General features: G+C 55.2%; 22 protein-coding genes. 14 read left to right on the plus strand and 8 right to left on the minus strand.

Features of this window, described 5'->3' with window-relative positions; genetic code table 11:
* The first annotated feature begins 237 nt into the window (after positions 1 to 237).
* Together C1Y41_RS14370 and C1Y41_RS14375 are read left to right on the plus strand one after the other, a co-directional pair.
* The gene (locus tag C1Y41_RS14370; protein ID WP_040113858.1) at positions 238 to 1,131 is read left to right on the plus strand and encodes an SDR family oxidoreductase; all 894 of its coding nucleotides are present in this window, start codon (positions 238 to 240) and stop codon (positions 1,129 to 1,131) included.
* A 76-nt stretch (positions 1,132 to 1,207) separates the two neighbouring features.
* Positions 1,208 to 3,022 carry a glycoside hydrolase family 15 protein gene (locus C1Y41_RS14375; protein ID WP_071668298.1) on the plus strand — a complete coding sequence of 605 codons (1,815 nt, stop codon included), beginning with the start codon at positions 1,208 to 1,210 and terminating at the stop codon, positions 3,020 to 3,022.
* A 55-nt stretch (positions 3,023 to 3,077) separates the two neighbouring features.
* Here the strand turns inward: C1Y41_RS14375 and C1Y41_RS14380 are convergent, their stop codons facing one another.
* Together C1Y41_RS14380 and C1Y41_RS14385 are read right to left on the minus strand one after the other, a co-directional pair.
* The gene (locus tag C1Y41_RS14380) at positions 3,078 to 3,710 is read right to left on the minus strand and encodes a serine-tRNA(Ala) deacylase AlaX (RefSeq protein WP_040113851.1); all 633 of its coding nucleotides are present in this window, start codon (positions 3,708 to 3,710) and stop codon (positions 3,078 to 3,080) included.
* Between the two features lie 113 nt (positions 3,711 to 3,823).
* On the minus strand, positions 3,824 to 4,531 hold the full coding sequence (locus C1Y41_RS14385) for an OBAP family protein (RefSeq protein WP_104085688.1): 708 nt from the start codon (positions 4,529 to 4,531) through the stop codon (positions 3,824 to 3,826).
* Positions 4,532 to 4,767: 236 nt separating this feature from the next.
* Between C1Y41_RS14385 and C1Y41_RS14390 the strand changes: the two genes are divergently transcribed.
* From C1Y41_RS14390 to C1Y41_RS14400, 3 genes are all read left to right on the plus strand, one after another.
* Positions 4,768 to 5,658, plus strand: a complete 891-nt coding sequence (locus C1Y41_RS14390; protein WP_104085689.1) for an oxidoreductase — start codon at positions 4,768 to 4,770, stop codon at positions 5,656 to 5,658.
* A gap of 378 nt (positions 5,659 to 6,036) precedes the next feature.
* Entirely contained in the window at positions 6,037 to 7,470 is a 1,434-nt protein-coding gene (gene proP / locus C1Y41_RS14395; RefSeq protein ID WP_071668296.1) for a glycine betaine/L-proline transporter ProP, read from the plus strand.
* Positions 7,471 to 7,610: 140 nt separating this feature from the next.
* Positions 7,611 to 8,888: an MFS transporter gene (locus tag C1Y41_RS14400; protein WP_104085690.1), complete on the plus strand. Its 1,278-nt coding sequence runs from the start codon at positions 7,611 to 7,613 to the stop codon at positions 8,886 to 8,888.
* 115 nt (positions 8,889 to 9,003) lie between these two features.
* Here C1Y41_RS14400 and C1Y41_RS14405 read toward each other — a convergent pair whose 3' ends face one another.
* Entirely contained in the window at positions 9,004 to 9,213 is a 210-nt protein-coding gene (locus C1Y41_RS14405; protein WP_040113843.1) for a CsbD family protein, read from the minus strand.
* A gap of 325 nt (positions 9,214 to 9,538) precedes the next feature.
* Here C1Y41_RS14405 and treZ point away from each other — a divergent pair, with 325 nt between their 5' ends.
* The 5 genes from treZ (at position 9,539) to C1Y41_RS14430 (ending at position 18,587) form a co-directional block, all read left to right on the plus strand.
* A complete protein-coding gene (gene treZ, locus C1Y41_RS14410) occupies positions 9,539 to 11,323 on the plus strand; it encodes a malto-oligosyltrehalose trehalohydrolase (protein ID WP_104085691.1) in 1,785 nt (594 codons plus the stop codon).
* Positions 11,320 to 13,815 carry a malto-oligosyltrehalose synthase gene (treY, locus tag C1Y41_RS14415; protein WP_104085692.1) on the plus strand — a complete coding sequence of 832 codons (2,496 nt, stop codon included), beginning with the start codon at positions 11,320 to 11,322 and terminating at the stop codon, positions 13,813 to 13,815. Before treZ ends, treY begins: the two co-directional genes overlap by 4 nt.
* A gap of 60 nt (positions 13,816 to 13,875) precedes the next feature.
* The gene (gene glgX / locus C1Y41_RS14420) at positions 13,876 to 15,951 is read left to right on the plus strand and encodes a glycogen debranching protein GlgX (protein WP_104085693.1); all 2,076 of its coding nucleotides are present in this window, start codon (positions 13,876 to 13,878) and stop codon (positions 15,949 to 15,951) included.
* 176 nt (positions 15,952 to 16,127) lie between these two features.
* Positions 16,128 to 17,735, plus strand: coding sequence for a methyl-accepting chemotaxis protein (locus C1Y41_RS14425; protein ID WP_104085694.1), 1,608 nt, complete (start codon positions 16,128 to 16,130; stop codon positions 17,733 to 17,735).
* A gap of 507 nt (positions 17,736 to 18,242) precedes the next feature.
* The gene (locus C1Y41_RS14430; RefSeq protein WP_071668292.1) at positions 18,243 to 18,587 is read left to right on the plus strand and encodes a hypothetical protein; all 345 of its coding nucleotides are present in this window, start codon (positions 18,243 to 18,245) and stop codon (positions 18,585 to 18,587) included.
* 34 nt (positions 18,588 to 18,621) lie between these two features.
* On the opposite strand, the gene C1Y41_RS14435 is transcribed toward C1Y41_RS14430, so the two are convergent.
* Positions 18,622 to 18,828, minus strand: a complete 207-nt coding sequence (locus tag C1Y41_RS14435; protein ID WP_071668291.1) for a type II toxin-antitoxin system MqsA family antitoxin — start codon at positions 18,826 to 18,828, stop codon at positions 18,622 to 18,624.
* Positions 18,829 to 19,145: 317 nt separating this feature from the next.
* Here C1Y41_RS14435 and C1Y41_RS14440 point away from each other — a divergent pair, with 317 nt between their 5' ends.
* Complete coding sequence (locus C1Y41_RS14440) at positions 19,146 to 19,754, plus strand: NAD(P)-dependent oxidoreductase (RefSeq protein WP_104085695.1); 609 nt, start codon at positions 19,146 to 19,148, stop codon at positions 19,752 to 19,754.
* Between the two features lie 23 nt (positions 19,755 to 19,777).
* On the opposite strand, the gene C1Y41_RS14445 is transcribed toward C1Y41_RS14440, so the two are convergent.
* Positions 19,778 to 20,659, minus strand: a complete 882-nt coding sequence (locus C1Y41_RS14445; protein ID WP_104085696.1) for a LysR family transcriptional regulator — start codon at positions 20,657 to 20,659, stop codon at positions 19,778 to 19,780.
* A gap of 137 nt (positions 20,660 to 20,796) precedes the next feature.
* On the opposite strand from C1Y41_RS14445, the gene C1Y41_RS14450 reads away from it, so the two are divergent.
* On the plus strand, positions 20,797 to 21,273 hold the full coding sequence (locus tag C1Y41_RS14450; RefSeq protein ID WP_104085697.1) for a glutathione peroxidase: 477 nt from the start codon (positions 20,797 to 20,799) through the stop codon (positions 21,271 to 21,273).
* 106 nt (positions 21,274 to 21,379) lie between these two features.
* On the opposite strand, the gene fhuE is transcribed toward C1Y41_RS14450, so the two are convergent.
* Positions 21,380 to 23,575 (minus strand): ferric-rhodotorulic acid/ferric-coprogen receptor FhuE, encoded by a 2,196-nt coding sequence (gene fhuE / locus C1Y41_RS14455; RefSeq protein WP_369826814.1) that lies wholly within the window; start codon positions 23,573 to 23,575, stop codon positions 21,380 to 21,382.
* Positions 23,576 to 23,905: 330 nt separating this feature from the next.
* Positions 23,906 to 24,646: a sulfite exporter TauE/SafE family protein gene (locus C1Y41_RS14460; RefSeq protein WP_104085698.1), complete on the minus strand. Its 741-nt coding sequence runs from the start codon at positions 24,644 to 24,646 to the stop codon at positions 23,906 to 23,908.
* A 112-nt stretch (positions 24,647 to 24,758) separates the two neighbouring features.
* On the opposite strand from C1Y41_RS14460, the gene C1Y41_RS14465 reads away from it, so the two are divergent.
* Positions 24,759 to 25,649, plus strand: coding sequence for a LysR family transcriptional regulator (locus C1Y41_RS14465; RefSeq protein ID WP_104085699.1), 891 nt, complete (start codon positions 24,759 to 24,761; stop codon positions 25,647 to 25,649).
* A 19-nt stretch (positions 25,650 to 25,668) separates the two neighbouring features.
* On the plus strand, positions 25,669 to 26,130 hold the full coding sequence (locus C1Y41_RS14470; protein WP_233207433.1) for a hypothetical protein: 462 nt from the start codon (positions 25,669 to 25,671) through the stop codon (positions 26,128 to 26,130).
* A 234-nt stretch (positions 26,131 to 26,364) separates the two neighbouring features.
* Here the strand turns inward: C1Y41_RS14470 and C1Y41_RS14475 are convergent, their stop codons facing one another.
* A complete protein-coding gene (locus tag C1Y41_RS14475; RefSeq protein WP_104085700.1) occupies positions 26,365 to 26,745 on the minus strand; it encodes a helix-turn-helix domain-containing protein in 381 nt (126 codons plus the stop codon).
* Between the last annotated feature and the right edge of the window lie 81 nt (positions 26,746 to 26,826).

Raw genomic sequence — 26,826 nt, forward strand, 5'->3', positions numbered from 1 at the left:
TATTCAATGAGCTTAGAGCTAATTTTCTGCTCTGCAATGTTGCCGACTCGCTTATTTTCTAAATGTGGACTAAGAGGGGATAAATAATCATTACGTTAGTGAAATTGTAAGGAAAAATAACTTCCCGCACTGCATGGATATTGCACAAATAAAATTCATTCGTAATTTTTTTACGTGACAAATATCACATCTCTGCCAGGCTTATTTTCTACACGTTCACTGTACAAGGAGCCCGTTATGAATTCGTTCACTAACAAAACGCTAATCGCTAATGAATATCCGCAGCCGCCGTTTAACACGCCGTCGCAGGATTTCCCCGGCTTAGCCAGTAAAATGGATCCGCGTCCCGATCACGGTGAAACAAGCTATCGCGGTTCAGGCCGCCTGACCGGACGTAAAGCGCTAATCACCGGCGGCGATTCAGGTATCGGCCGCGCCGTGGCTATCGCTTACGCTCGTGAAGGCGCAGACGTTGCCATCAACTATCTGCCTGCTGAAGAGTCAGATGCGCAGGAAGTGGTTAAGCTGATTGAAGCTGAAGGACGTAAAGCCGTCGCTATTCCGGGTGATATCCGTTCCGAATCGTTTTGCCAGCAGCTGGTTAAAGAAGCCGCTGAAAAACTCGATGGCCTGGATATTCTGGTTAATAATGCCGGACGTCAGCAGTTTAATGAATCTATTCGCACGCTCTCGACGGAAGATTTTGACGCAACGTTTAAGACCAACGTCTATGCGATGTTCTGGATCACTAAAGCCGCGCTGGAATATCTGCCAGAGGGCGCCTCTATTATAAATACCTCTTCCGTTCAGGCTTATGAGCCAAGCGCTATTCTGCTGGATTATGCGCAGACCAAAGCCTCAATTGCCGCCTTTACTAAAGCGCTGGCTAAACAGCTGGCGGAACAGAAGATCCGCGTTAACGCTGTGGCACCGGGCCCATACTGGACGCCACTGCAGGCGTGCGGTGGTCAGCCGGAAGAGAAACTGCAGCAGTTTGGTTCCGGTGCACCGATGGGCCGTCCGGGCCAGCCGGTGGAAATCGCGCCGCTCTATGTCACCTTTGCTGAAAACCTGAACGGCTTTACTTCCGGCCAGGTATGGTGCTCAGACGGCGGTACCGGCACGCTGTAATAGCACATTCTGCCCGATATCAGCGTGGCTGCCCCTGTGGCAGCCACGCTGTCGTTTCAGCTGACAGGGAAGCATGATGAATAACCAGATTTTGCAGTCGCCGATGCGCGAGAAAGGGTTTGCGCGCCTTGGAGATTACGCTGCCATTGGGGAAGGCCGTTCCGTTGCGCTTATCGCACCGGATGGGGCTATTGACTGGTGGTGTGCACCTAATCTCGACTCCGCCCCGCTGTTTGACCGCCTGCTCGATCCGGAGATTGGCGGGTTTTTCCAGATTGTACCCGCAGCCCCCTTCCGCACCGAACGCGCTTATCGCGCTGACAGTAACGTGCTGGAAACCACCTTTATCACCGCAGAGGGTTCAGTCCTGCTGACTGAATCATTAAACAGCACGCTGGCCGGTCGTCTGCCGTGGAGTGAGCTGGCGCGGCGCGTTGAAGGGATCGAGGGCCACGTTGAGCTGACGCTGACGTTACGCTTTGGTACGCTGGCTGAGACCTGCTCGCCGTGGCGGGACTGCACTGAACAGGGCGATGTTTATCATATTGCCGATCTGATGGCGATGCTGCGCACCAGTGACGCGTGGCATATTACGCAGCGGGACGATGAACGTATCGCTGCCACGCTCAAAACCTCGCCCGGCAGTCACGCGCTGGTTGCTCTGCTGGTCACCGAGCGCGAACCGCTGGCGGTGCCGGATTTAAGCGCTATCGATACCCGTATTGAAACCAGCCACACCGCCTGGTGCGACTGGACGCGCAGCCTGAGTTATCAGGGGCGCTATGAAAAGCACGTGCGGCGTTCAGCGCTGTCGCTGAAATTTCTCTGGTACTCTCCTACCGGCGCGCTGGCGGCGGCGGCCACAACTTCCCTGCCGGAAGGTATCGGCGGCGAAAAAAATTATGACTATCGCTATGCGTGGGTACGCGACGCCTGCCTGATTATTAAATCGTTTGTGTTTCTGGGCGCGCTGGAAGATTGTAAGGCTGCTTTCTCATGGCTGTCGAAAACGATTATTCGTCACGGCACCGCGCTGCGCGCCTGTTATACGCTCGAAGGGGATGAAGTCCCGGCTGAATCTTATCCGCCGCTGCGGGGGTACCACCATTCACAGCCGGTACGCATCGGCAATAATGCGCGCGATCAGCTCCAGCTCAGTATGTATGGCGACATGCTCGCCACCGCCGATTTGTTTATACAGGCTGGTCACATTCTCGATCTCTCTACCTCGCGCATGCTGGGTGAGCTGGCGAATCATTGCGCTGATTCATGGCGTCAGCAGGATTGCGGGATCTGGGAGCTGCCCGATCAGCATCACTATACGCATTCCAAGATGGCCTGCTGGCTGGCGCTGGATCGCGCCGTGGCGCTGGCAGAGGCGAAACATATTGAGCCGACCTGGCTTGAGCGCTGGCAGCGCGAACGCGATCGCATCAGCGAGTGGGTGGAGGCGCACTGCTGGAGCGAGGCCAGACAGGCTTATCTCTTCTACCCGGACAGCGAAGATAAACTGGATGCGGCGCTGGCGCTGATGCACCGTTACGGCAACCAGGTGAATCCTGAGCGCATGCGCGCGACCTATCGCGCTATCCGTCAGGATCTGGGACACAACAGCGCAATGGTTTATCGCTACTCCGGTGTGGAACAGGAGGAGAGTACCTTTATTGCCTGCTCTTTCTGGCTGGTGGAAGCGCTGGCCGCGCTGGGTGATATTCCACAGGCAGAGCAGGCGATGGAAGAGATCCTCGACAAACTTTGTCAGCGTGGCAACGTTGAAACCTTTAATGAGATGTTCGATGTCCGCACCGATGAGTGGCGCGGTAACATGCCGCAGGGGCTGAGCCATCTGGCGCTGATTTGCGCGGCGCAGTCGCTGACGGATCACGGCTGAGAAAAGGCTAACGCCGCAGGCATGAGGGCGGGAACGGAGTCCCCCCTGATGCCGCTTAGTGGCTCAGGCTATACTGTACCGTGAGCTCACCCTTCTTTTCTTTTACTTTGCCAATCACAATGTCACCGATCTCCCCGGTGCTGAGCACATGCGTGCCGCCGCAGGCATAGGGGGTCAGTTCACCCCAGCTCACCATACGTTTTCCCGCCTCTTCACCCAGCACGCGGGGATAGTTGCCCGCCACCAGCGCTGCAGCCCGCTGCATCAGCGCCTCTGCCGTAACCGGCTGAGTCTGATCCAGCGCGGTAAAAACAATGCGACCTTCCCCTGGCCGATGGTTGGCTTTATATCCACGCCAGCCAAATGACTCTCCGGCATAAGCGATCAAATGACCCGCGGAGTGGTAACGCGAGTGCAGCTCGCGCAGCTCGCCATCCACCACCAGCTCCACCTCGCCTGGTTCAACCGGCCGATCGGTATAGTGTGCGACATCGTCGCCCTCCTGCAGCGCCTGCAGCATCGCCGCGCCGGCAAGGGTTCCGCGATCGGAGGGCTGTCCGCCACCCTGCGGATGAAACAGCGTTTCACTGAGTATGAGACGAAAGCGGCCATCATCCTGCGGTTCACAGCGTAATACCCGGGTGGTAAGCGTCAGCTGGTCGCTGGTGAAATAACGTTTGAGCGTCATAATACGTCTGGTTCCTTACGGCAGAGAAAAACGATCTCTCTTTTTAACCTGGTTCGGGGGCGGCAGGCGAAAAAAATCCGCAGGGCGAACGCTGCGGATAGATTTTGTGGCGATCAGTGCGCCTGATGTACGCGCTGGCAGTTATCAGCGCCTGCGGCCACCGGATGCGCGTCGAGATCGGCGCGCGCCGCACGAATTTTCTGCGTGTCGACGCCAAAGCGCTGGTCACGATCGCGCAGCAGCGCCGGGTTCATCTCTCCGTCGGCGGTAAAGCCCATCATCAGCGCTGGCTCGCCCAGCGGCAGGGTTTTGTCGCGGTCAGTATGCCAGGTGTGCCAGGTTTTTCCGTAGGTATTGACGATTTTGCCCATCAGCGCATGTTCAGCGGCGTCCGGGATGCCCGGCGCAATCAGAGAGCCTGATTTCACTTCATAGCGGTGGCTGTGCCAGTACTTCTTCTCGCCCGCCGGAAGCTGCTTAAACAGCCGCTCGCTGATGATATATTCAACGCCCATCAGCTTGGCATCTTTTTTATTGCCGTCGAAGATCACTGCCTGCATCACATCATCGTTGAGAATGGTGACATAGTGATGCGCTTCCATCTGTCCCTTTTTATCACCACAGTAGTAGTGGAATCCATCCAGATAGGTGTTAATGGCATCAATCGGCGGGCGCGACTGCAGTGCGGCCGCGCCGCTCTCCAGCAGCGCGGTTTTACCCGCCACGGGCGCACCGGGAGCGTTGACCGGTGACGCACTGTTATTCGCGCCGCATCCTGACAGCAACAATACGGTGAATCCACTCAATATAAGATTACGCATAGAGCATCCTTTTATTCTTTGAGTCATAAACATAGTTAATATGAATCAGGATGCCAGCGCAGCGGTGGAAACAATTACGTTACTGATTGTCCGATAAAAAAAGGCGACCGCCATAGAGAATTATTCAGAAACCTGTTTTATTACGCTTCAGGCGGCTAACTGCGCGAACGTGAATAATACTTAGCACTTCCCTCTTCTGTTATCAGCAGAATATCAGCCTGAACCGGAGTCTTTATATGTCAGATTACTCCTCTGTCGCACTGCTCGGCCCTGGCGCTATCGGCACCACCGTTGCAGCTGCCCTGTATGAAGCCGGGCGCCCGCCGCTGCTCTGTGGCCGTACGCCCCATGCATGCCTGAGGCTGCGTCATGACGACGGCGAAATCCGGGTGCCGGGTCCGGTGCTGACCGATCCTGTCGCTATCCGTCATGCGGTTACGCTACTGTTTGTTGCGGTCAAAACCACTCAGGTGGCGCAGTGTGCAGGCTGGCTGCGGGCATTATGCAATGAGAATACCGTGGTGTGCGCGCTGCAAAACGGCATTGAACAGCAGACGCAGCTGCAGCCGCTGGTGAATGGCGCGCAAATTATTCCTTCGGTGGTCTGGTTTCCGGCTCAGCGCGAAGCGGACGCCTCTGTCTGGCTGCGCGCCCGGCCGCGGCTGACGCTGCCCGATACGCCAGGCGCAGCACGCATCGTTGCTGCTCTGGCGGGCACGCGCTGCAGCACCGATCTCAGCGCTGATTTTCACTCTGTGGCATGGCGCAAGCTGTTACAGAATGCGGTAGCGGGCCTGATGGTGCTGGCAAATCGCCGGGCAGGCATGTTTAACCGGAGAGATATTGCTGAACTGGCGCTGGCTTATCTCAGTGAAGCACTTAACGTGGCGCGCGCCTGCGGGGCAACTCTAAGTGACAACGTCACAAACGAAATAGTGGCAGGGTTGCAGAGCGCACCAGCCGATCTGAGCACCTCTATTCTCGCTGACCGGCAGGCGGGTCGACCGCTGGAGTGGCAGTGCCGCAACGGGGTTATACAGCGGTTTGGCCGGGAAAAAGGCGTTCCCACTCCGCTGAGTGACGTAATTGTGCCGCTGCTGGCGGCAGCAAGCGAAGGGCCAGGATAATTATCCTGACATTAGCTGACAGCAATTGATGCAGCTGTCAATCAATGACGTTTTTTTGCCCACCGGTATATCACAGAGTAATACCTCTGGTTTACGATATTTCTGCCCAGACAGGCTCGGTGACCAGCATAATATCGCGTCTTATCTCTCTGTAATCTCAATTAACGCGATAACCTGTTATCCCGCCGTCGCGCTTTTTGACGGTTCTTTACTTCAGCGCTACGCTTATTGCCAGTGATATACATCACAAAGTTGCGTAAAGAAAAATTATCTCCTAAGGTGTTCGCCTTTCGGCCTCTTATAGCTTTCTTTTCCACCCTGCAATAACCGGCTGCGAAAGCTATAAGATCGCTTTTATTTCATTGTCAAAGGAAGCCTATGAGCACTGAAACAGTAAATAAACCCGATCTGACCGTTGATGATATTACCGTCATCGACAATAAACTTTTAAAACGCGCCGTCGGCGCAGCTGCTCTTGGTAATACCATGGAGTGGTTCGATTTTGGCGTATACAGCTATCTGGCCGTGATTATTGGTCAGGTCTTCTTCCCCGATGCCAGTAATACCGCGCAGCTTATCGCTTCATTTGGTACCTTTGCCGCCGCGTTCCTCGTGCGTCCGATTGGCGGTATGGTGTTCGGACCGCTGGGCGATCGCTTTGGCCGTCAGAAAGTCCTCGCTTTTACCATGGTAATGATGTCCATCGGCACCTTCTGTATTGGTCTTATCCCGAGCTATGCCAGTATCGGCATTGCGGCGCCGATTCTGCTGCTGGTAGCCCGTCTGGTTCAGGGCTTCTCAACCGGCGGCGAATATGGCGGTGCAGCAACCTTTATTGCCGAGTATTCAACCGATAAGCGCCGCGGTTTTATGGGCAGCTTCCTGGAATTTGGCACGCTGGCGGGCTATCTGCTGGGTGCCAGCCTGGTAACCGGGATGATTGCGTACCTGCCGCATGATGAGATGATGTCGTGGGGCTGGCGTATTCCGTTCTTTCTCGCGGCACCACTCGGTCTGTTTGGTCTCTATATTCGCCTGAAGCTGGAAGAGACGCCGGCATTTAAAGACCATATGGATCAGCGTGAAGAGATGGAGCATAACAAGCCGCCGCTGACGCTGTGGCAGATGCTGCGTACCCAGAGCAAACCGCTGCTGAAGTGTATCGGGCTGGTGCTGCTGTTCAACGTCTCCAACTATATGCTGACCGCATATATGCCAAGCTACCTTACCGGGATCCTCGGCCTGAGCGAACTCTCCGGCCTGCTGCTGGTGATGGTGGTGATGTTTATCATGATGCCACTGACGCTGATGTGGGGCTACTTTACCGATCGTCTCGGCCGCAAGCCGGTTATCGGCTTTGGCGCGCTGGGCCTGATTGTGCTGGCTATCCCTGCGTTTATGCTGCTGGGTACCGGTAATATGTACTGGGTTTTTGCCGGACTGGCGATTCTTGGTCTGCTGCATACCTGCTTCAGCGGCACCATGCCTGCCACCCTGCCGGCACTGTTTGTCACCGATATCCGTTATAGCGCGCTGGCGATTGGCTTCAACCTTTCGGTCTCACTGTTTGGTGGCACCACGCCGTTAATCACAGCCTGGCTGGTGGATACCACGCACAACAAAATGATGCCTGCTTACTACATGATGGGCGCCGGAGTTATTGGCCTGCTGACGGTGCTGACGCTGAGCGAAACGGCGCGTAAACCACTGAAGGGGTCATCGCCTGCGGTCGCCACCCGTGCGGAAGCGCATCGCCTGATTGATAAACTGCGCCGGCAGCGCAAACACAAAAAGCAGCAAAAACCTGCCTGATACGCTGTCACGCTGGCCACCTTCGGGTGGCCTTTTTTTTGCCTGCAATTGCGTGCGCCTCACAGACACCGCATTGAAATCTATGCCTTAATGCCGCTTTACAGCTCTCTTCTCTACGCTTCTGTCTATAAGGATAGGCTATGCCTGCTCAGATGATGCCAGCGCATCGACGTATTATCGTCGCCGGTTCGGTTGGCAATTTTATCGAGTGGTATGAATTTGCCGTTTATGGCTTTATGGCCCCGATTATTGCCAGTCACTTTTTCCAGCTGCCGGATGAGCGTGCCGGCACCAGTATCATCCTGACCTGGGCCGCCTTCGCCGTGGCGTTCTTTTTCCGTCCGCTCGGCGCGATTATTTTTGGCCGGCTGGGCGATCGTCACGGACGTAAACCGGTGCTTATCGGCGTATTGATCATGATGACGCTGGTGACGGCTGCTATCGGGCTGGTGCCGGACTATGCGGCTATCGGTCTTGCCGCGCCGTTAATGCTGACGCTGTTGCGTATTCTGCAGGGCCTGTTTGCCGGTGGCGAGTATGGCGGCGCGGTGTCGCTGATGACGGAAGCCGCCCCGCCAGGCAAACGGGGCCTGTATGGTGCGTGGCAGTCGCTAACGGTGGCGTGCGGCCTGCTGGCCGGTGCGGCGACCGTCGCGCTGATCCCGCTGCTTATCGGTGAAGAGGCGATGTTCGCCTGGGGATGGCGACTGCCGTTTTTGCTGGCGCTGCCGCTGGGAGGCGCTGCACTCTGGCTGCGGGCCGGGCTGGATGAGTCGCCGCAGTTTAACGCTGCGCGGCAGGCTCCGGCGCCGGAACGCGCTTCTTTCACCGCCACATTGCGCGCCATTGCGCTTGCCATCAGCCGCCTGATGGTCTGGTCAGCGGCGGGCTACACCTATCTGGTGATTATGCCAACCTATCTGCAAACCACGCTGCATACCGGCTTTAATCAGGCGCTGCTGATTGCCGTGATCTCAAACCTCGGTTTTGCCGCCACTATTCTGCCCGCCGGCTGGCTGAGCGATCGCATCGGCAGGCGTACCATTATGCTGGTTGCCACCTTTATGCTGCTGATCTTCGCCCTTCCGCTGCTTGGGGTGTTGCAAAATCCTGCTTCCGGACTGTTAACGAAAGCGCTGGTGGTCTTTGTGGCTGGTGCGCTGGTCGGCATGCTGGCAGGCCCGGGCCCCGCCATGCTGGCAGAGATGTTTCCCACGCGGGTGCGGTACACCGGCCTGGGTTTCGCCTATGCCCTCTCAAACGCGTTATTTTCCGGCTGCGCCGGGCTGATTATTTCAGGGCTGATCAAACAAACCGGAAATCCGGATATTCCGGCATGGTACGTGATGATTACCGCACTGATTAGTTTTGTCGCGCTGCTGAGTTTAAATAAAGACGACCATAAGCGGCCATTATAATAACAACTGATGAGTGCCAGCGCAGAAATAGCAGCGGGAGAGGAATAAACGTAGCGGGAAAAGACGATGTGCTGAAACAAAATATCCCGGCACGAACGTGCCGGGAAGCTGAGACTTACCAGTGATACTTATTGCTATCTTCCCAGTCTTTCAGCTCTTTTTCTGCCTGGTCTTTACCGTAGCCGTAGCGTTCCTGAATGCGGCCCACCAGCTGATCGCGTTTGCCGTCGGCAACATCCATATCGTCGTCAGTCAGCTGACCCCATTTCTCTTTCACTTTTCCTTTGAACTGCTTCCAGTTTCCACTGATGCGATCTTCGTTCATAAGTGCTCTCCTGTTTGACGGTGAAAGCCGTCTGGCTTTATTGGCGCATCGCTTACATGCGTAACCATAACCGTAGCCTATGACGGCAAAAAATAAATGTTTTGCCGCACAAATCGGAAAATTTACTTCTGCAACGACTTTACGGCGCGCCCGGACTTATATTTCCAAATATAGGCTATGATTTTCAGGGTACTCAGCACTTTACCTGAGACCTTTCTTCATTACCGGGGTGATTAGCCTTTTATTTCATAGAGTAAATGATTTCGGAAATGCGAATCGCTTGATGTCGTCCATTGCCCCGCGCGGGGCTTAACGAGGCAATAGAATGGAATCCACAACGTTGGAAAAATCCTGGGGTGCTGAAATCCTGGCTGACGGCACCGTGCGTTTTCGTCTCTGGGCACCGGGTCAGCAGCAGGTAGCCCTGCGCCTGAACGGTACCGATTATCCTATGCAGGCGGAAAAAGATGGCTGGTTTACCCTGTCACAGTCAGGGGTGACGCCAGGTGCAGAATATCACTACGTGCTGGCCGATGGCAGCGTGGTGCCTGACCCGGCTTCGCGGGCGCAAAAAGCAGAGGTTAACGGTCCGTCACTGGTCATCGATCCGCAAAGCTACCGCTGGCAGCAGACCGAGTGGCGCGGACGTCCATGGCAGGAGACGGTGGTGTATGAGCTGCATATCGGAACCTTTACGCCTGAAGGGACCTTTCATGCAGCTATTGAAAAACTGCCGCAGCTGGCTGAGCTGGGTATCACCATGATTGAGGTGCTGCCGGTGTCGCAGTTTGGCGGTAATCGCGGCTGGGGCTATGACGGCGTCCTGCTCTATGCGCCACACACCGCTTACGGCAGCCCGGATGATTTCAAAGCGTTTGTTGACGCGGCGCATGCGCTTAACCTCTCCGTAGTGCTGGACATTGTGCTGAATCACTTCGGTCCTGAAGGCAACTATCTGCCGCTGCTGGCCCCGCAGTTTTTCCATGAAGAGCGCCAGACCCCCTGGGGGGCCGGTATCGCCTACGATGTGGATGCGGCCCGCCGCTACATCTCTGAGGCGCCGCTCTACTGGCTGAAAGAGTATCGCCTCGACGGCCTGCGTTTTGACGCTATCGATCAGATTGAAGACAGCTCAGATAAACATGTGCTGATTGAAATTGCAGAGCGCATTCGTCATGAAATCCCGGACCGTCCGGCACACCTCACCACGGAAGATTCACGAAACGTGATCTTCCTGCATCCGCGCGATGAACAGGGCAATACTCCGCTCTTCAGCGGAGAGTGGAACGACGATTTCCATAACGCTATTCATGTGCTGGCAACCGGTGAAACTCACGCCTACTACCAGGATTTTGCCGATGCGCCGGAGAAAAAAGTCGCGCGTATTCTGACCGAGGGATTTGCCTATCAGGGTGAGGTCTCGGCCCAGAGCGGTGAGACGCGCGGCGTACCGAGTGCAGGCCAGCCCCCGGTGGCGTTTGTTGATTTTATTCAGAATCACGATCAGGTGGGCAACCGGGCACAGGGCGATCGCCTGATCACGCTGGCCGGAGAGGCGCGTACCAAAGTGCTCTACTCGGCTCTGCTGCTGTCACCGCATATCCCGCTGCTGTTTATGGGCGAAGAATATGGTGAAACTAATCCGTTTCTGTTTTTTACCGACTTTCACGGCGATCTGGCGAAAGCGGTGCGTGAAGGACGTGCACGCGAGTTTACCGGCCATGCCGGACATGACGATGAGGTGCCGGATCCCAACGCGGAAGAGACATTCCGGCGTTCAAAGCTCGACTGGGCGAAGACGACCAGCTGCGAGGGCAAAGCCTGGCTGGCGCTGACGCGCACGCTGCTGTCGCTGCGTCAGCAGCATCTGGTTCCGCTGCTGGCGACGGCCGGGGGTCACAGCGGTCAGGTACTGGCGACCGGTGATGGCTACGTCGCCGTGCAGTGGCGCTTCCCGCAGGGCACGCTCTCTATGGCTTTTAATCTGGGCAATAGTGCTCAGGCACTTCCTGATATGCCAGGCGAAACGCTGTTTGCCTGGCCGCAGGAGCAATATGAACTCGCGCAGAACGCCATTATTGTCCGTCTGGCACCAGGAGCAGCAGCATGACTATCCCGACCTCCACTTATCGCATTCAGTTTCGCAACGGCATGACCTTTGATCGTGCCACGGAACTGGTGCCTTACCTGCAGAAGCTGGGCATCAGCCATCTGTATGCTTCACCCATTTTTACCGCGACGAAAGAGTCAACGCACGGCTACGACGTCACCGATGCCAACGAAATCGATCCGGCTATCGGCGGCAGAGCGGGCTTTGATCGACTGAGCGCAGCGCTGCAGGCCGCCGGCATGGAGCTGATCCTGGATATTGTGCCTAACCATATGGCGGCTTCACTGGAGAATGCCTGGTGGCGTGATGTGATTGAGCATGGACAGGAGAGCCAGTATGCGCGCTATTTTGATATCGACTGGTCGCGCAGACTGACGCTGCCGTTTCTCGGTGACGATTTCGATCGCGCAGTGGAAAAAGGTGAGATCACGATTAAAGCCGATCCGCAGAGCGGTAAACCGGCGCTGGCGTATTTCGACAGCTACTATCCGCTGACGCCTGCGAGCTGGCAGGGACGTGAAGCAGAACTGCTGGCGCTGACGGACCCCGCCGCCATTACTCAGCTGCACGAGGAGCAGCCGTGGCAGCTTATGAACTGGCGTGAAGCGCGTAGCGCCCTCTCCTATCGCCGCTTTTTTGAGATCACCGGGCTGGCAGGCGTACGCGTCGAAGATCCGGTGGTCTTTGAGGATTCGCACCGTCTTATCCTGTCGCTGGTGCGCAGCGGCGCGGTCAGCGGCCTGCGTGTCGATCACGTTGATGGCCTCGCCGATCCGCTGGGTTATCTGCAGCAGCTCCGCACGGCGGCCGGTGAAGGGTGTTACATCACCGTAGAGAAAATTCTGGCCAACGGTGAACAGCTGCCGGAAGAGTGGCCCGTCTCCGGTACAACCGGCTATGAGTTTATTGCGGCGCTCTCGCATGTGCTGATTGACGATACAAAAATCGACACGCTGCGTCTCGCCTATGAGTCAGCCACGCGTGAGCGTAATGATGTGGAAGCGGGTCTGCGCGCGGCGCGTGAGCTGATGGTGGATCGTAATTTTGCCGGCGAATTCAGCCGACTGCTCTCGCTGGCAACCGATGCTGCCGGACTGGAGCACCGCAATTTTGGTGAGGCGGAGCTGCATGTGGCGCTGCGCGAGCTGCTGATTGCCTTTCCGGTCTATCGCACTTATGGTCAGGCAGCGGGTATGCCGCTGGCGGGCGAGGAGCGTCTGCTCAGCGTGCTTGAGAGCGTAAAACATAGCGCGTCCCCTGCTGCTCTGAGCTTCCTGCAGGCATTGCTGCTGGGTGCAGTCAGTGAAGAGGGTGAAGTGCTGGCAGCGGAGTTCCGCGCCCGTTTCCAGCAGCTGACCGGACCGCTGATGGCGAAATCGGTTGAAGATACGCTGTTTTTCCGCAATCACGTGGCGCTTGCGATTAATGAAGTGGGTGCAGAGCCGCTGCCGCACGCGTTCTCACTGGCACATTTTCATCAGGAGATGCAGACCCGTCTTCAGGACCAGCCTGACGCTATCTCCAGCACTTCCACGCACGATACCAAACGCGGAGAGGATGCGCGCGCGCGGCTCTATACCCTGAGCGAAGCGCCGGATGAGTGGGCAGAGAACGTGACGCGCTGGCAGCAGCTTAATCAGGAGCGCGTACAGGAGCTGGCGGATGGCCCCGCGCCGGAACCCGCCGTTGAGTGGATGCTCTATCAGGCGCTGGCTGGCGTCTGGCCCGCTACGCTGCAGCCGGACGATCGCACCGGACTGGACGCGCTGTGCGAACGCTTTATTCCGTTTGTGGAAAAGGCGCTGCGCGAAGCGAAGCTGCGTACCGACTGGGCAGAGAGTAACGAAGCCTATGAAAATGCGGTACTGGATTACGTGCGTCATCTGTTCTCTGCGGAGAACGTGGCGTTTCTCACTGATTTTTCCCAGGCGCTGCAGCCGTTTATTCGCGCCGGACTGGTGAACAGCTTTACCCAGACGGTGATCAAACTTACCGCACCCGGCGTGCCTGATATCTATCAGGGCTGTGAAGCGCTCGATTTCAGCCTGGTCGATCCGGACAACCGCCGCGAACCCGATTTTGCAACTCTGGTCAGCCAGCTTGATGCTGACGCCTTCCCTGACTTTACCAGTCAGCAGGGCTGGCTGAGCGGCAGCCTGAAACAGCAGATGGTTATGCGCCTGCTTCACCTGCGCCGCGACCACGCTGCGCTCTTTCGTTTTGGCGACTATGAAGCGCTGCAGGCCAGCGGTGAACATGCAGAAAAAGTGGTGGCCTATGCCCGTCAGTCTGAAACGGGTGCACTGATTGTAATTGCTCCGCGCCTGATCTTTGCTGATGCCCAGTGGGCAGACGTCTCGGTTGCGCTGAGCGAAACGCTGTCGCACCGCAAGTGGCTGAACGTCCTGAATGGAGAAACCTACGCTATCACCGACAGTATCGCGCTGGAAAACCTGAATTACAGCGCACCGCTGGTCCTGCTCAGCAGCTAACCCTGACTGATGGAACTGAAGTTATGCCTGCATATCTGTTCACTGAATGGAGAGGATTAAATGTCAAACGGTAAGCCTGTTGAGATTACGGCTGGTACAGGGTATCAGCTCGGCGCTAACTTTGATGGGGAAGGCGTTAACTTCGCCCTTTTCTCCGCACACGCTGAGCGGGTTGAACTCTGCCTGTATGATCCGAGCGGTCAGCATGAGATTGCCCGCTTTGATCTGCCGGAATATACGCATGAAGTATGGCACGGCTATGTGCCCGGCCTGCAGCCGGGTGCGCTGTATGGCTATCGCGTGCACGGACCTTATGATCCGGAAAACGGTCATCGCTTTAACCCGAATAAACTGCTGATCGACCCGTATGCGCGGGAACTGCAGGGCGATATCGACTGGAACGAAGCGCATTTTGCTTACGAACTGTTGCATGAAGATAAAGATCTGACGTTTGACAGCCGCGACAGCGGTCCGTTTACGCCTAAATGCCGGGTGGTAAACCCGAATGAGTTTGACTGGCAGGATCAGAACCGGCCTTCCATTCCCTGGTCTCAGACGCTGATCTATGAAACCCACGTTAAGGGCTTCACACAGCTCAACCCGCTAATCCCGGAAAACATGCGCGGCACCTACGATGGCATGGGTAATAAAGCCACGGTGGATTACATCAAAAGCCTGGGTATCACGTCAGTAGAACTGCTGCCGGTACACTGGTTCCCGGACGATCAGCATCTGCTGGACAGAGGCCTGAAAAACTTCTGGGGCTACAATTCGCTGGCGTTTTTTGCACCCGCTACACGTTATTTTGGTCCGCGCGGCATTCAGGGCTTTCGCGATATGGTGCGCAGCTTCCATGATGCCGGCATCGAAGTGATCCTCGATGTGGTCTACAACCATACCGCTGAAGGTAACGAGCTTGGCCCGACGCTCTCCTTTAAGGGTATCGATAACTTCTCTTACTATCGCACCCTGCCGGACCAGCATCGTTACTATATCAATGACACCGGTACCGGAAACACGGTAAATACCTCGCATCCGCGGGTACTGCAGCTGGTGACTGATTCGCTGCGCTACTGGGCAGAATCGATGCATATTGATGGCTTCCGCTTCGATCTCGGCACCATCCTCGGCCGTGAGCCGGAGGGCTTCGATCAGCGCGGCGGTTTCTTTGACGCGGTAACGCAGGATCCGGTGCTGTCTAAACTCAAGCTGATTGGTGAGCCGTGGGATATCGGCCCTGGCGGCTATCAGGTTGGTGGCTTCCCGCCGGGCTGGGCGGAGTGGAACGATAAATATCGCGATACGGTGCGTGAATACTGGAAAGGTGACAACGTCTCGACGGACTTCGCCGCGCGCCTGCTCGGTTCCGGCGATCTCTACGATCAGCGCGGTCGTCGTCCGTGGGCCAGCGTCAACTTTATTACCGCCCATGACGGGTTCACGCTGAATGACCTGGTTTCCTACAACGAGAAACACAACGACGATAACGGCGAGGATAACAACGACGGTCATAACGATAACCGCTCATATAACTACGGTGCTGAAGGCGCAACCGAAGATGAGGGAATTATTGCCGTGCGCGAACGTCAGAAACGCAACTTCCTCGCCACGCTGCTCTTCTCCCACGGTACGCCGATGCTGCTTGCAGGCGATGAGTTTGGTCGCAGCCAGATGGGCAATAACAATGGCTACTGTCAGGATAGTGATATCTCCTGGCTCCACTGGGAAAACCTGCCGCCGTCGGCTGACGCGCTGCGTGAATTTACCAAACGCGTCATTGCCCTGCGTGCTAAACAGCCGCTGCTGCGCCGCGAAAGCTGGCGCGACGGCATGGACATAAAATGGTTTAACGCCGGCGGTGGTTTCCAGCAGTCGGAGCAGTGGGAAGAAGGCTCCACGCTGGGCGTCTATATTGGCCGTCCCGATCTGCAGCCGGAAGAAGGCATCTGGCACGACGTGCTGATGCTGTTTAACCCGTTTGAAGGCAATGTGCCGTTCCGCATTCCGCAGTTTGGTGAAGGCGGCTGGGTGCTGGAGCTGACCACGTCAGAGACCGCCAATGAGGGCCTGGTCATCACTCAGGAGCAGGATTTCGAACTGGAAGGGCGCAGCCTGGCGCTGTTCCGCCGTCCGTAACCCATTCCCCCGCGGAGCCGATCGCCGGCTCCGCATTTTTACCCGCCTGATGCACTAACTGTTAACGCCGTCACGAAAAAATCCTTAACTATTTTATCCTGCTGCCGATGAACCTCCATCGACCCTGCTTTTTGTGTGCCTTTGCGCCGGGGTGTAACGCTATTAAGGATAATAATATGACCATCTCGCAACGCCTGCTGCTCACGTTTTCTATGCTGTTCGGCGCGATTATTCTACAGGCTCTTCTGGCTATCTCCCTGCTCTCAGGCTTTCAGGAGCGCTTTGAATTCGTACAGGACAATGCCATCCCTTCAATAAAAGATCTCAGTGAGCTGGTGGATCAGAGCAATCAGCTGGCGCTGCTGCTCTATAAGCATCAGTCTCAGCCTGATGAGCGCGCGCTCCCGGTAGTGGAAAGCAGCATTCATCAACAGCTCGGGCTGCTGAAAACGCATACCGATTATTATCTCGCGCATGAGATATCGAGCGAGGAGGATAAGCGCCTTACTGAAGTCGCCTACGCCAGCCTGCAACGCGTTAACGACCACCTTCCGGCATTTCTCAGCGCCTCCCGTCAGCATCAAAACGCGGTCAGTCTGGCGTTGATTGAAGGCGAACAGGGGATCGGCGCCGCTATCCGGGAGCTTATCCGCGGCTATCAGCAGCAGCTGGAACTGAACATCACTATCAGCAATACGCTGCGCGCTGCCAACCGCGCAACATTCCATAATGTCCTGTGGGCCACCATCGCCGGCGTGGTCGCGACGGTCGTTGTTTTTGGTATCTTCGCGACCCTGACAGTGCTGCGCATTCGTCGCAGCCTGAGCCACGCCGGTCAGGTCATGCTGCGCGCCAGTGATAATCTCGATCTGACTCTGAATGCTGACGCTACGCGCCGCGATGAGGTGGGTAATATGGCTCAGGCATTCAACACGCTGATAGGTAACGTGGCCACCTCGCTGTCGGCGGTGCAGCACGCGTCCCGTTCGGTCAGCGGAGCAGCGGCAGAAATCAGCGCCGGTAATCAGGATCTCTCGGCACGTTCAGAAGAGCAGGCGGCTTCGCTGGAGCAGACCGCTGCCAGCATGACCGAGCTGGGCGAAACCGTACGCCAGACGGCTGATAATACCCGTCAGGCCAGCAGTCTGGCAGAACATGCCAGTACGCTGTCGGAACAGAGTAGCCAGTCACTCACTACCCTGCTCACCACCATGGGTGATATCCGCAGCAGCTCACGCAGCGTCACCGAGATTGTCTCGCTGATAGAAGGGATCGCTTTTCAGACCAATATTCTGGCGCTGAACGCTGCTGTCGAAGCCGCTCGCGCCGGCGAACACGGCAAAGGCTTTGCCGTTGTTGCCGGTGAAGTGCGGAACCTGTCGCAGCGTTCAACGTCTGCGGCACGGGAAATTAAAGTGCTGATTGAAAACGCACATCGCCTGACTGAAGCCGGGGCCGCACAGGCCAGCCACGTCAGCCAGAATATGCAGATAATGAATGATGCCATTCATCAGGTCAGCGCTCTGATGGGCGAGATTGCCGCCGCCGCCGTTGAGCAGAGTCAGGGCATAATGCAGGTTCAGCAGGCCGTCAATCAGATGGATGACGTAACGCAGCAGAACGCCGCGCTGGTGGAGCAGGCTTCTGCCGCCTCGCAGTCCCTGCAGGATCAGGCAGAGATGCTCAGCCAGCTGGCGGCGAAATTTATTCTCACCGCCGAGCCTGAAACCGACACGGCAGCGACCGGCGACTCAGCCGCAGCACCGGCATTCGCCTTTTCATAATACGGGAGCAAACCGGCGCAACCGTTTCTGCAGCGATCGGATGCGCGCCCTGTTCATCTCCTCTGGCGCCTGCCCGCGACGACGGGCAATGGCGGCAGAGCGATGCGGTTACGTCACTTCTGCGTTGATATCTGAAACGTTCAGAAACGCGCCGCAATAAAAGTCACGATCGTTTCGGGCAAAGAATAATCTTAAAGTTAGCTTAAGACTAAGACTGTAATCTGTTGAGTGCGCACTGCACATGCGATGCACGCGCGTACGAAGATGGTAATTTCTGGAATAATTTGCCCGCCCTGCGCGGGTTTTTTTAAGTCAAATTTGCACTAATCCCCGATAAAGCCACCACGCTTCGCTTTTTATCAGTACCACTCTAATATGAAGGCGGCGATAACGTTTGTGATCATCACGCCTGCACGCTTTTTTTGCCTGCAAAAACAGTACCTTTACGCACCGGAGAGATAGCCTATGCTGGCTGCACAATAAAATTCCACGTTAGAGGGATCTGTTATGTTTGCTGCGTCCGTACCCTGCACCAAAGAAGTCATGCCGTTGTATCATGAGATCATTGATACCGTTAATCTGAACGGCGTACGCTGCCACATCATCTATAACAGCGTGGCACCCAGCGTCAGCGTAATAGTGGCGGAGGTAAGCGAAATGCAGCATCGGGTGCTGGCTGTGCTAGAGCTGGAGCGCGTGAATGGGATTAATACTCTGCTGCGCATCAAATCATTTAGTACGGCGTCTGAACAGAAGCTGGCTGGCACTATCGTAATTGAACCCTGCGGCCTGGCTGCAGCCCTCTATAAAGCGCTGACAATAAAAAAGCATATTACGCTGACAGGATTGTAAGGCATGAAGCGCCCGCAGCGTGCGGGCTCTTCTGTCACTTTGTATCAGCTGCCGCAGCTTCCAGCGCATTAACCTTTTCCAGATATGAATCAGCCTCAGCCTTATCCATAATCACCTGGGCGCAGGCCATGCAATGGCTGCCTTTAACATCGGGTACGATGTCATCAGGATTACCTGTATTGAGCGGTACATCTCGCGTGTCGTAAACAAAAGCTTCTGAGCCACATGCCGGACATTTCATGCTATTTCTCCCTTTTTAAACCGGTGAAACAATCATAGCTGACAGACCTCAACCCGGCTGGCAACGGCTGACCAAATTATGCGGCGTCAGCATCACTATCCTGAGACATCGTCACCAGATTCGATAATTTCAGATATTTCACACTCTCGTTTAATCGCCCGCAACGCCCTGCCCCGGCTTAAGCATAAACAGGTGATTCGCTCATTTTATGCAACAGTTTGTCTCCTGGAGTGCTGTTTATCACTTTGCAGCGTACAGATAGAGTGTGTGTTATCAGCAACGGCCTCAGAGGCCCGATAAAACTCAGGAGCAGCAAAATGAAAATTGCATTGATTGGCGCATCCGGACAGGCGGGTTCCCGCATTCTTCACGAACTGACTGCACGCGGCCATACCGTAACGGCTATTGCGCGCAATGCGGATAAGATTTCGCCAGCTGAAGGCGTTATTCCGGCCGCGGGTGATATCAACGATCCGCAGGCGCTGGCAGAGGTGCTGGCCGGGCACGATGCCGTGATCAGCTCAGTACACTTCAGCGCCAGCGATCCCGATAAACTGATCGACGCGGTAAAAGCGTCAGGTGTAAAACGCTATTACGTTGTTGGCGGCGCAGGCAGCCTGGAAGTTGCGCCAGGCGTAAAAGTGATCGATACCCCCACCTTCCCGGAAATGTACAAAACGGAAGCTGAGGCGGGCGTGCGCTTTCTGGAAAAACTGCGTGCACAGCATGACCTTACCTGGACCTTTCTTTCGCCATCCGCCCTGTTCACGGCGGGCGAACGCACCGGTAAATTTCGCCTGGGGAAAGATACGCTGCTGGCCAATGAGCAGGGTAGCAGCATTTCGTTTGAAGATTACGCCATTGCGATGGCTGATGAGATTGAAACCCCGGCGCACGCTAACCAGCGCTTTACCGTGGGTTATTAATGGTCGAAGCGCAGAGACGCACCTCAGGGCAGCCTGAGGTGCCTGACCAGATAGTCGATCAATACGCGCTGCGCCTGCGGCATCTTTTTCTGCGTGAGATAGACTGCACTGACCGCCAGCCGATCGGGTTCATATTCCGGCAGCAGCCTGACTAACCTGCCCGCTGCAATCTCCTCCTGCACGGCAAACAGCGGGAGCACAGCCATTCCGCCCCCCATTTTTACCGCTTTCAGCAAAATCGCTGCTTCATTGGTGCTGATACTGCCTGTTACGGGCAGGTCGATGACTTCATTTTCATGATGAAACCGCCACGCATGACCAAAACAGCTATAGGTCAGACAGTTATGATCCTGCAGCTCGCGCAGGCTGCCGGGGGTGCCCTGTTTATCCAGATAGGCTTTGCTGGCGCACAGCACTGAGGAGCAGTATCCAAGGTGACGCGCGTAAAGCGCCGGGGCGAGTGTGGCGGCGATGCGGATAGCCAGATCGATCCCCTCTTCTGCCAGATCAAGCGACCTGCCTGTAACCTGCAGATTAACCTCTATTTCCGGGTAGATTTGCAGAAAATCGATCAGCATGCCCGTCAGGCAGCACTCGGCCAGCAGGGCGTCAGCGGTGACTTTCAGTTTACCTCTCGGTACGGCAGTGATCCCCGGCCCCATCGCGGTAAGTCCGTCGACGAGCGTCCTGATCTCCTGACACAGCAGCAGTGCCTGCTCGCCGGCGACGGTCAGGCTGAGTTTGCGTGTCGTGCGGTGCAGCAGACGCGAACCTGTCCACTCCTCCATCAGCGCAATGTAGCGTGATGCCATAGCCCGCGACAGGCCCAGATGCTCTGCCGCCGCCGTTATGCTGCCTCGCTTTGCCGTCTCTGCAAAGACGATAAGCGCTGTGATCCTGTCCATTCACTCACCTTGTGCAACAATGCACCTGAAGTATGCCTGTTTTACTGTTGCGGCGTCTGATTATCATTAACAGCGGTAAACCCTGCAGGATGTTGATGATACCATCGCAGAATCTGTTGAGATCTGAGGCCACCCGCATGACCGTTTTTTACCAATTCTCCGCAACCCGCCTGCAGGGTGAGCCGGTTTCAATGTCTGACTACGCCGGTAAGCTGGTTCTGGTGGTGAATACCGCCAGCCACTGCGGGTTTACGCGCCAGTATGCGGGCCTTGAAGCGCTCTGGCAGAAGTACGCGGCACAGGGGCTGGTGATACTCGGTTTCCCCTGCAACCAGTTTGGCAAGCAGGAGCCCGGCACTGCCAGTGAGATTGCGCAGACGTGCCATATTAACTACGGGGTAAGCTTCCCGATGTTCGAAAAAACCGAGGTTAACGGAGCCGCAGCACATCCGCTGTTTGATTATCTTAAGACGGAATTACCTGGCCTCGCGGGCAGGCGAATCAAGTGGAACTTTACGAAGTTTCTCGTCGGACGCGACGGCCAGCCGTTAAGACGTTTTGCCCCCATCACCTCACCGGAAAAGATGGAGCCGGCGATCGTTGCAGCTTTGTGATTTAACGCGGCGGGTGCGCAGGATCTCATCTGCGGCAGGCGAAACGCATGACGTCTGAGACAGGCGTGATGATGCGAAAAGCTGGCCCCGGCAGGGCCAGCCGAAATCAGAAGCTGTAATTAAAGCTGACTGAATAATTTGCCGGCTCGTTGAACGCCACACCGCCCGCCGGGTTGGTGTTGTATTCACGATCGAACAGGTTTTTAACGTTACCCTGCACAGAGAGTTCGCGGGTAACCTGATAGCGTGCAAACAGGTTGACCAGCGGATAGCTTCCCTGATAGACACGCTCAGTCTCGCCGGCAGGATTAATCGCTTCCTTATAGGTACGATTCTGCCAGTTAATTCCCCCGCCGACGGTCAGGTCAGACAGCATTGGCAGAGTGTAGCTGGTGAACAGTTTCAGGCTTGTCTGCGGCATATAAGGATTAGTGCGATCGCCATCCGCATCCTTAGCCACATAGCGTGTGGCACCAAACGTTAACTTCAGGTTGTCTGTGACCGCACCATTGATCTCAAAGTCCACGCCGCGGCTGACCACGCCTTTGGACGATTTATAGGCGTTTTCACTACTATTGTTTACGTATCTGTTGCTCTGTACCTGTCCGAGATTCTCCTGCTCAATACGGAACACCGACAGGCTCGCCGTAATATCGCCGTTATCCCAGTCGCCTTTGATGCCCGCTTCGTAATCCTTACCCGTAACGGGCTTCAGGTAATTTCCCTGCTGGTCACGATACGTCTGCGGCTGGAAAATGGAGGTATAGCTGGCGAAAGCAGAGTAATTTTCATTGATGTCATAAACCAGGCCGCCGTAAGGCGTGATGTTATTCTTTTCCGTATCCGCCAGGGTGCCGTGCGCGCTGTACTGAGTGTAGCGTGCGCCTGCGATCAGCGAGAGCGGATCGGTCAGCGAGAATCGCGCTGCAGCATAGCCCGCCTTCTGCCGGATGGTATCTTCAGAAGAGAGCGCCCATGCTGGCCAGTCGGGCTCAGCCACATCGCCACTCCAGCTGTTCCAGTCACCAATTTCCGCAGGGGAGAGAATGGACGTTGAGTAGAGATAGCGGTTGCGCTGGCGGCTGTAATCCACCCCTGCCACCAGCTGATGTTGACGACCAAACATTTCAAACGGCCCGGTTGCATAAGCGTCTACCGCCGTCTGGGTGCGAAGCCCCTTATACCATCCCGCATAACCGTAACCATTGCTGTTAAATATACCGGTGGTCTGGTCCGGATATCCCGTCATGTAGAGCAGCTTGCTGTCAAAATCGGATTCGGTATGCGTGCCGTTCACCCGCACCTGCCAGCCGTTATCAAAGTTCGTCGTCAGGTTTGCAAAGACCTTACGGGACAGAATGTTGTAGTGGGTCCAGTTGGCAGAAGGGTTATCTGACCGATCGTAGTGAATTTTGCTGCCGTTGCTGTACCAGAGAGGCAGGCCGCCCCAGGTCGGGCCATCAGTATTGCGTGACTGATAGTCATACCCCAGTTCCAGAGTGGTGTTGTCGGTGAGATCTGCCGCCACGGTGGCATACAGAAACTTCTTACGCTTATGGTAGCGGTCAACCCAGCTATCCTGATCCTGATACCCTGTCACCACGCGGCCGCGCAGCGTGCCGGAATCATTCAGCGGTCCGGAGAGGTCGGCTACATAGCGCTGATTGTCCCAGCTCCCGTAACTTGCGGAGAGATCGCCGGCAAAGGTTTTGCTGTCAGCTTTCTTGCGGATCATGTTTATGGCAGCCCCCGGATTGCCGGTGCCGGTCATTAATCCGGTGGAGCCGCGTACGATATCGATGCGCTCATAGATCGCGGTGTCGCTATCGGTTTCACCAAAGTTCCACGCGCCGGTCTGCGTGGAAGGAATATCGTCGTAGGTGTAGTTGTTGATGTAGAAGCCACGGGAATAAAAATCCACGCGCTCGGAGTCATTCTGCGACGCCGAAATACCGGTCACGTTCGCCAGCGCATCGCCCAGGTTTTGCAGGTTCTGATCTTTAATACGCTGCCGGGTCAGCACGCTGACCGACTGCGGTATATCACGCTGAGTCAGATTCAGTTTGGTTCCGGCGCGCGTGGCCGGAACGGTATAAGCGCGTGCGGGATCAGATGTGCTGTCATCACTGGTATCAGCGGTGACCACCAGCGACTGCTCGTTGCGAAGATCGCTCTCTGCTGCAAACGCGCTTTGAAGAGTCACGGCTTCGATAATAGCGAGCGTTAATAGTGAATAACAAAACGTTTTGGTCATGCCTGGCATGGCAATGGCGCGAATAGTAGAAATCTCTTTGAAAGACAATTAAATACCTCATTTATTATAGTTAATGCTTTTGACTTACCAGCCTTATATGCCATTCAGAAAGTGCATATATATGCCAGACACAGGTCATGCACTCGCTATAGTAAATGCAAATGATATTGATTGTCATTTAGTTTATTATCAAAACTCGCCCTCTTCTGCTGCAATGCGCGCATGCTGATGTGCAACTGCAATGACAAACCGGTGACGTTTAAAAATGGATAGCTATCAGAGCCGTTTACCTTAAGTCCCTGCCGGGTGAATGTGACGAGGATGCTGCAAATAGCCGGCGCGTTGTCATCATATTGATGGGGTCTGCTTTGTGGTAAATCAGAACAGGGAACGGGAGATAAGCTCTGCTCCCAACACCATCAGGAGCAGGAGAAAACAGCGTCTGAAAAGCCGCGCGCTGATATGCATCCGCAGTTGCTGTCCCAGCCACATACCCGCCAGCGCAGGTAATACGGACGTCAATGAGAGTGAGAGCTGCTCCGTTGTAAAGGAGTTGTGCAAATAAAGCCCTGCAGAGAGCCCTATCGTCGAAACGGTGAATGAGAGGCCCAGCGCCTGGATAAGCTCATCTTTACTAAAGTGAAGCGACTGAAGAAATGGCACGGCCGGCATAATAAATACGCCTGTTGCGCCGGTAATCACGCCGGTTATGCCACCAATAATGGGTGACAGCCATTTCTCCGTGGTCAGTGAAACCGCAAAAGCAGGTGAAGCCAGTGCAAAGAGAGCATAGATAATTAACATCCCGCCCAGACCACAGGCTGACCAGATGGGATCAACGCTGACAAGCAGCGAAGAAGCTGCGATTGTGCCCGTTAAACTAAGCAGCATCATCAGCCACAGACGGCGGATAATCGGCAGCGCTGAAGGGCCGGTAAAGAGCTGCAGCACATTGGTGACAAAAGAAGGAATAACCAGCAGAGCCGCTGCGGCTGGCGGAGACATAAGCAGGCCAAGTAATCCCATAGCCACCGTTGGTAAGCCCATTCCGGTTACGCCTTTAACAAAGCCGGCGAGTATAAAAATGATAAAAAAAGTGAGATAAAGTTGTTCGCTCATAAAACCGCCCCGCCTGATGATTGCAGTGATTCAACCATCCCGGCGATCGGTGGACAATCTGGTTTAAGCGCATCATGCTTCGGATAATCCGAAGGCTGAAAATGAGGTCACTATGAAGCTGGATTTTTCTGACCTGAAACTTGTCGTCTCCATTGCTGATGCAGGCAGTATTACCCAGGGGGCGCGGCATGCCTGCCTGGCAATCGGCTCAGCCAGTGAAAGACTCAGATCCATAGAAGCCGATATCGGGGCAAAGCTGTTTACCCGCCATCCGAGAGGGATCATTCTTACTGAGGCTGGCGAAATCCTGATCTGTCATGCACGTGAGCTACTCTTCCGCCAGGAGAAGCTGAAAGCTGAGCTGGGCGCTTACATTACTGGCGTAACCGGAAAAATAGGGTTGTATGCCAACACCTCAGCCATGACCGGGTTTCTGCCCGGCAGGCTTGCGCGATGGCTGGCAGAATATCCGGATGTGACTATTGAGCTGGGAGAGCGGAGCAGCGCAGATACCATTAACAGCATACATAATGGCACCGCTGAAGCAGGCCTCGTCTCAGATGCGGTTGATGCGCGCAACCTCACGCTTGAACCCGTAGCAGATGACAATCTTGTTCTGATTGTTCCATCCTCTCACGCGCTTGGTTCGAGAGAGCATGTCTGTCTCGCCGACGTCTATGATGAGGCTTTTATTGGTTTATACCCCGGAAATGCGTTGCAGGATCATATCAGCGGACATGCCAGAGCGTCTGGCCACTCACTGAACTATCGCATCAGAATGAGCGATTTTGAGGGAATGTGCGAAATGGTCAGTAACGGTATCGGCGCAGGGGTTCTTCCTTTATTGACTGCTGAACGTTTCAGTAGCAAATTCCTTTACCGCATAGTACCCCTCACCGACCCGTGGGCGCAGCGGCGGATCTGCATTTGTTATAAAACGCTGCAATCGCTTAGTCCCGGCATGGCCAGACTGCTCGCTTTTCTCAGGATAAGGGAGGTGTAATTCTCTTGTCAGGCCGTTTTTGAATTTTGCCGTAAGCTTTAAACAGTTTTTAATTCAGCCTGCCAGCATTAAAAGCATGCGGCAGGCCAAACGCTTTTTATTATCAGAGGTACTGATGAAAACGCTGGTTCTGTCTCTGCTCTTGATTCCATTCATATCGGATGCTGCCCTGACCGCACCTGATTATCCTGGCTGCAATGTCAACGTACAGCGTCAGATTACAGGCGAAACGGGAGGATCAATGTCCGACCCGCTGCAGGCTCATATCTCTGTACGCGCTAATATCCTGCAGGCAGATATCGGTACTGCCCGCAAAGCGCGTGTTCTGACTCAGTTGCGCGCCGATAAACTCTGGCAGCGTGTTGAGGTCGTGCGGCGTGATACTGACAGGTTAGTACAGAAACAAGGTTTTCTGAGTGCAGCTGAGCGTGCAAGTTACGATCGTGAACTGGATGATGTGGCCGCAGTGCTCTGTAGATAAATTGCCGGCTGCTTGTCTGAGGAACAGTAACAGGCAAAGTCATACGCGCGTTCAACAGCCAGGAGCCGTTACAACAACAGGGCATGACAGCGGCCGGAAATGACGCTCCATCGGGCGCTCAGGATTCATGCGGCAGACCTTCCCTGCCAGCATTGTGTTGCCAGGGTTTCCTCCCGACACAGATCCTGTTCAGCATACAGATATACCTGAGGTCGCAAACAGGTATGCCTCGTGCTATACCTCACGCTGCCGGTGCATTTTTCGGGATCGGCAGATAGTGGCGTGGTTTTGTTCTGCCCAGTAAATAAGCTGTTGCATCGGTACCAGAAAAGATCTTCCGAGGTTCGTCAGCGCATACTCAACGCGGGGAGGAATTTCTGCATATACTGTCCGGCTGATATAACCATCTGTTTCGAGACGTTTTAGCGTTCGGGAAAGCATTTGCCGTGAAATATCTTCAATTTCCCGATTCAGCTCATTAAACCGTATTGTACGTTCTGCCAGCGCTTCGAGAATAAGTAAACTCCACTGATCCCCTATCTGATCCAGCACATCGCGTATCGGACAGAGCTGCCCGTATTGAGTGATGATTTCATCATCATTTTCATTTCCCATTTTTTGATATTGCCTCGTATTTGTCAGTCACTTTTCTGTGACCAGGTAAGAAAATTGTGACCTCTTGTTGAGGGCCAGAAA

Source organism: Pantoea sp. ICBG 1758, assembly GCF_002928325.1.
Classification (GTDB): domain Bacteria; phylum Pseudomonadota; class Gammaproteobacteria; order Enterobacterales; family Enterobacteriaceae; genus Pantoea; species Pantoea eucrina.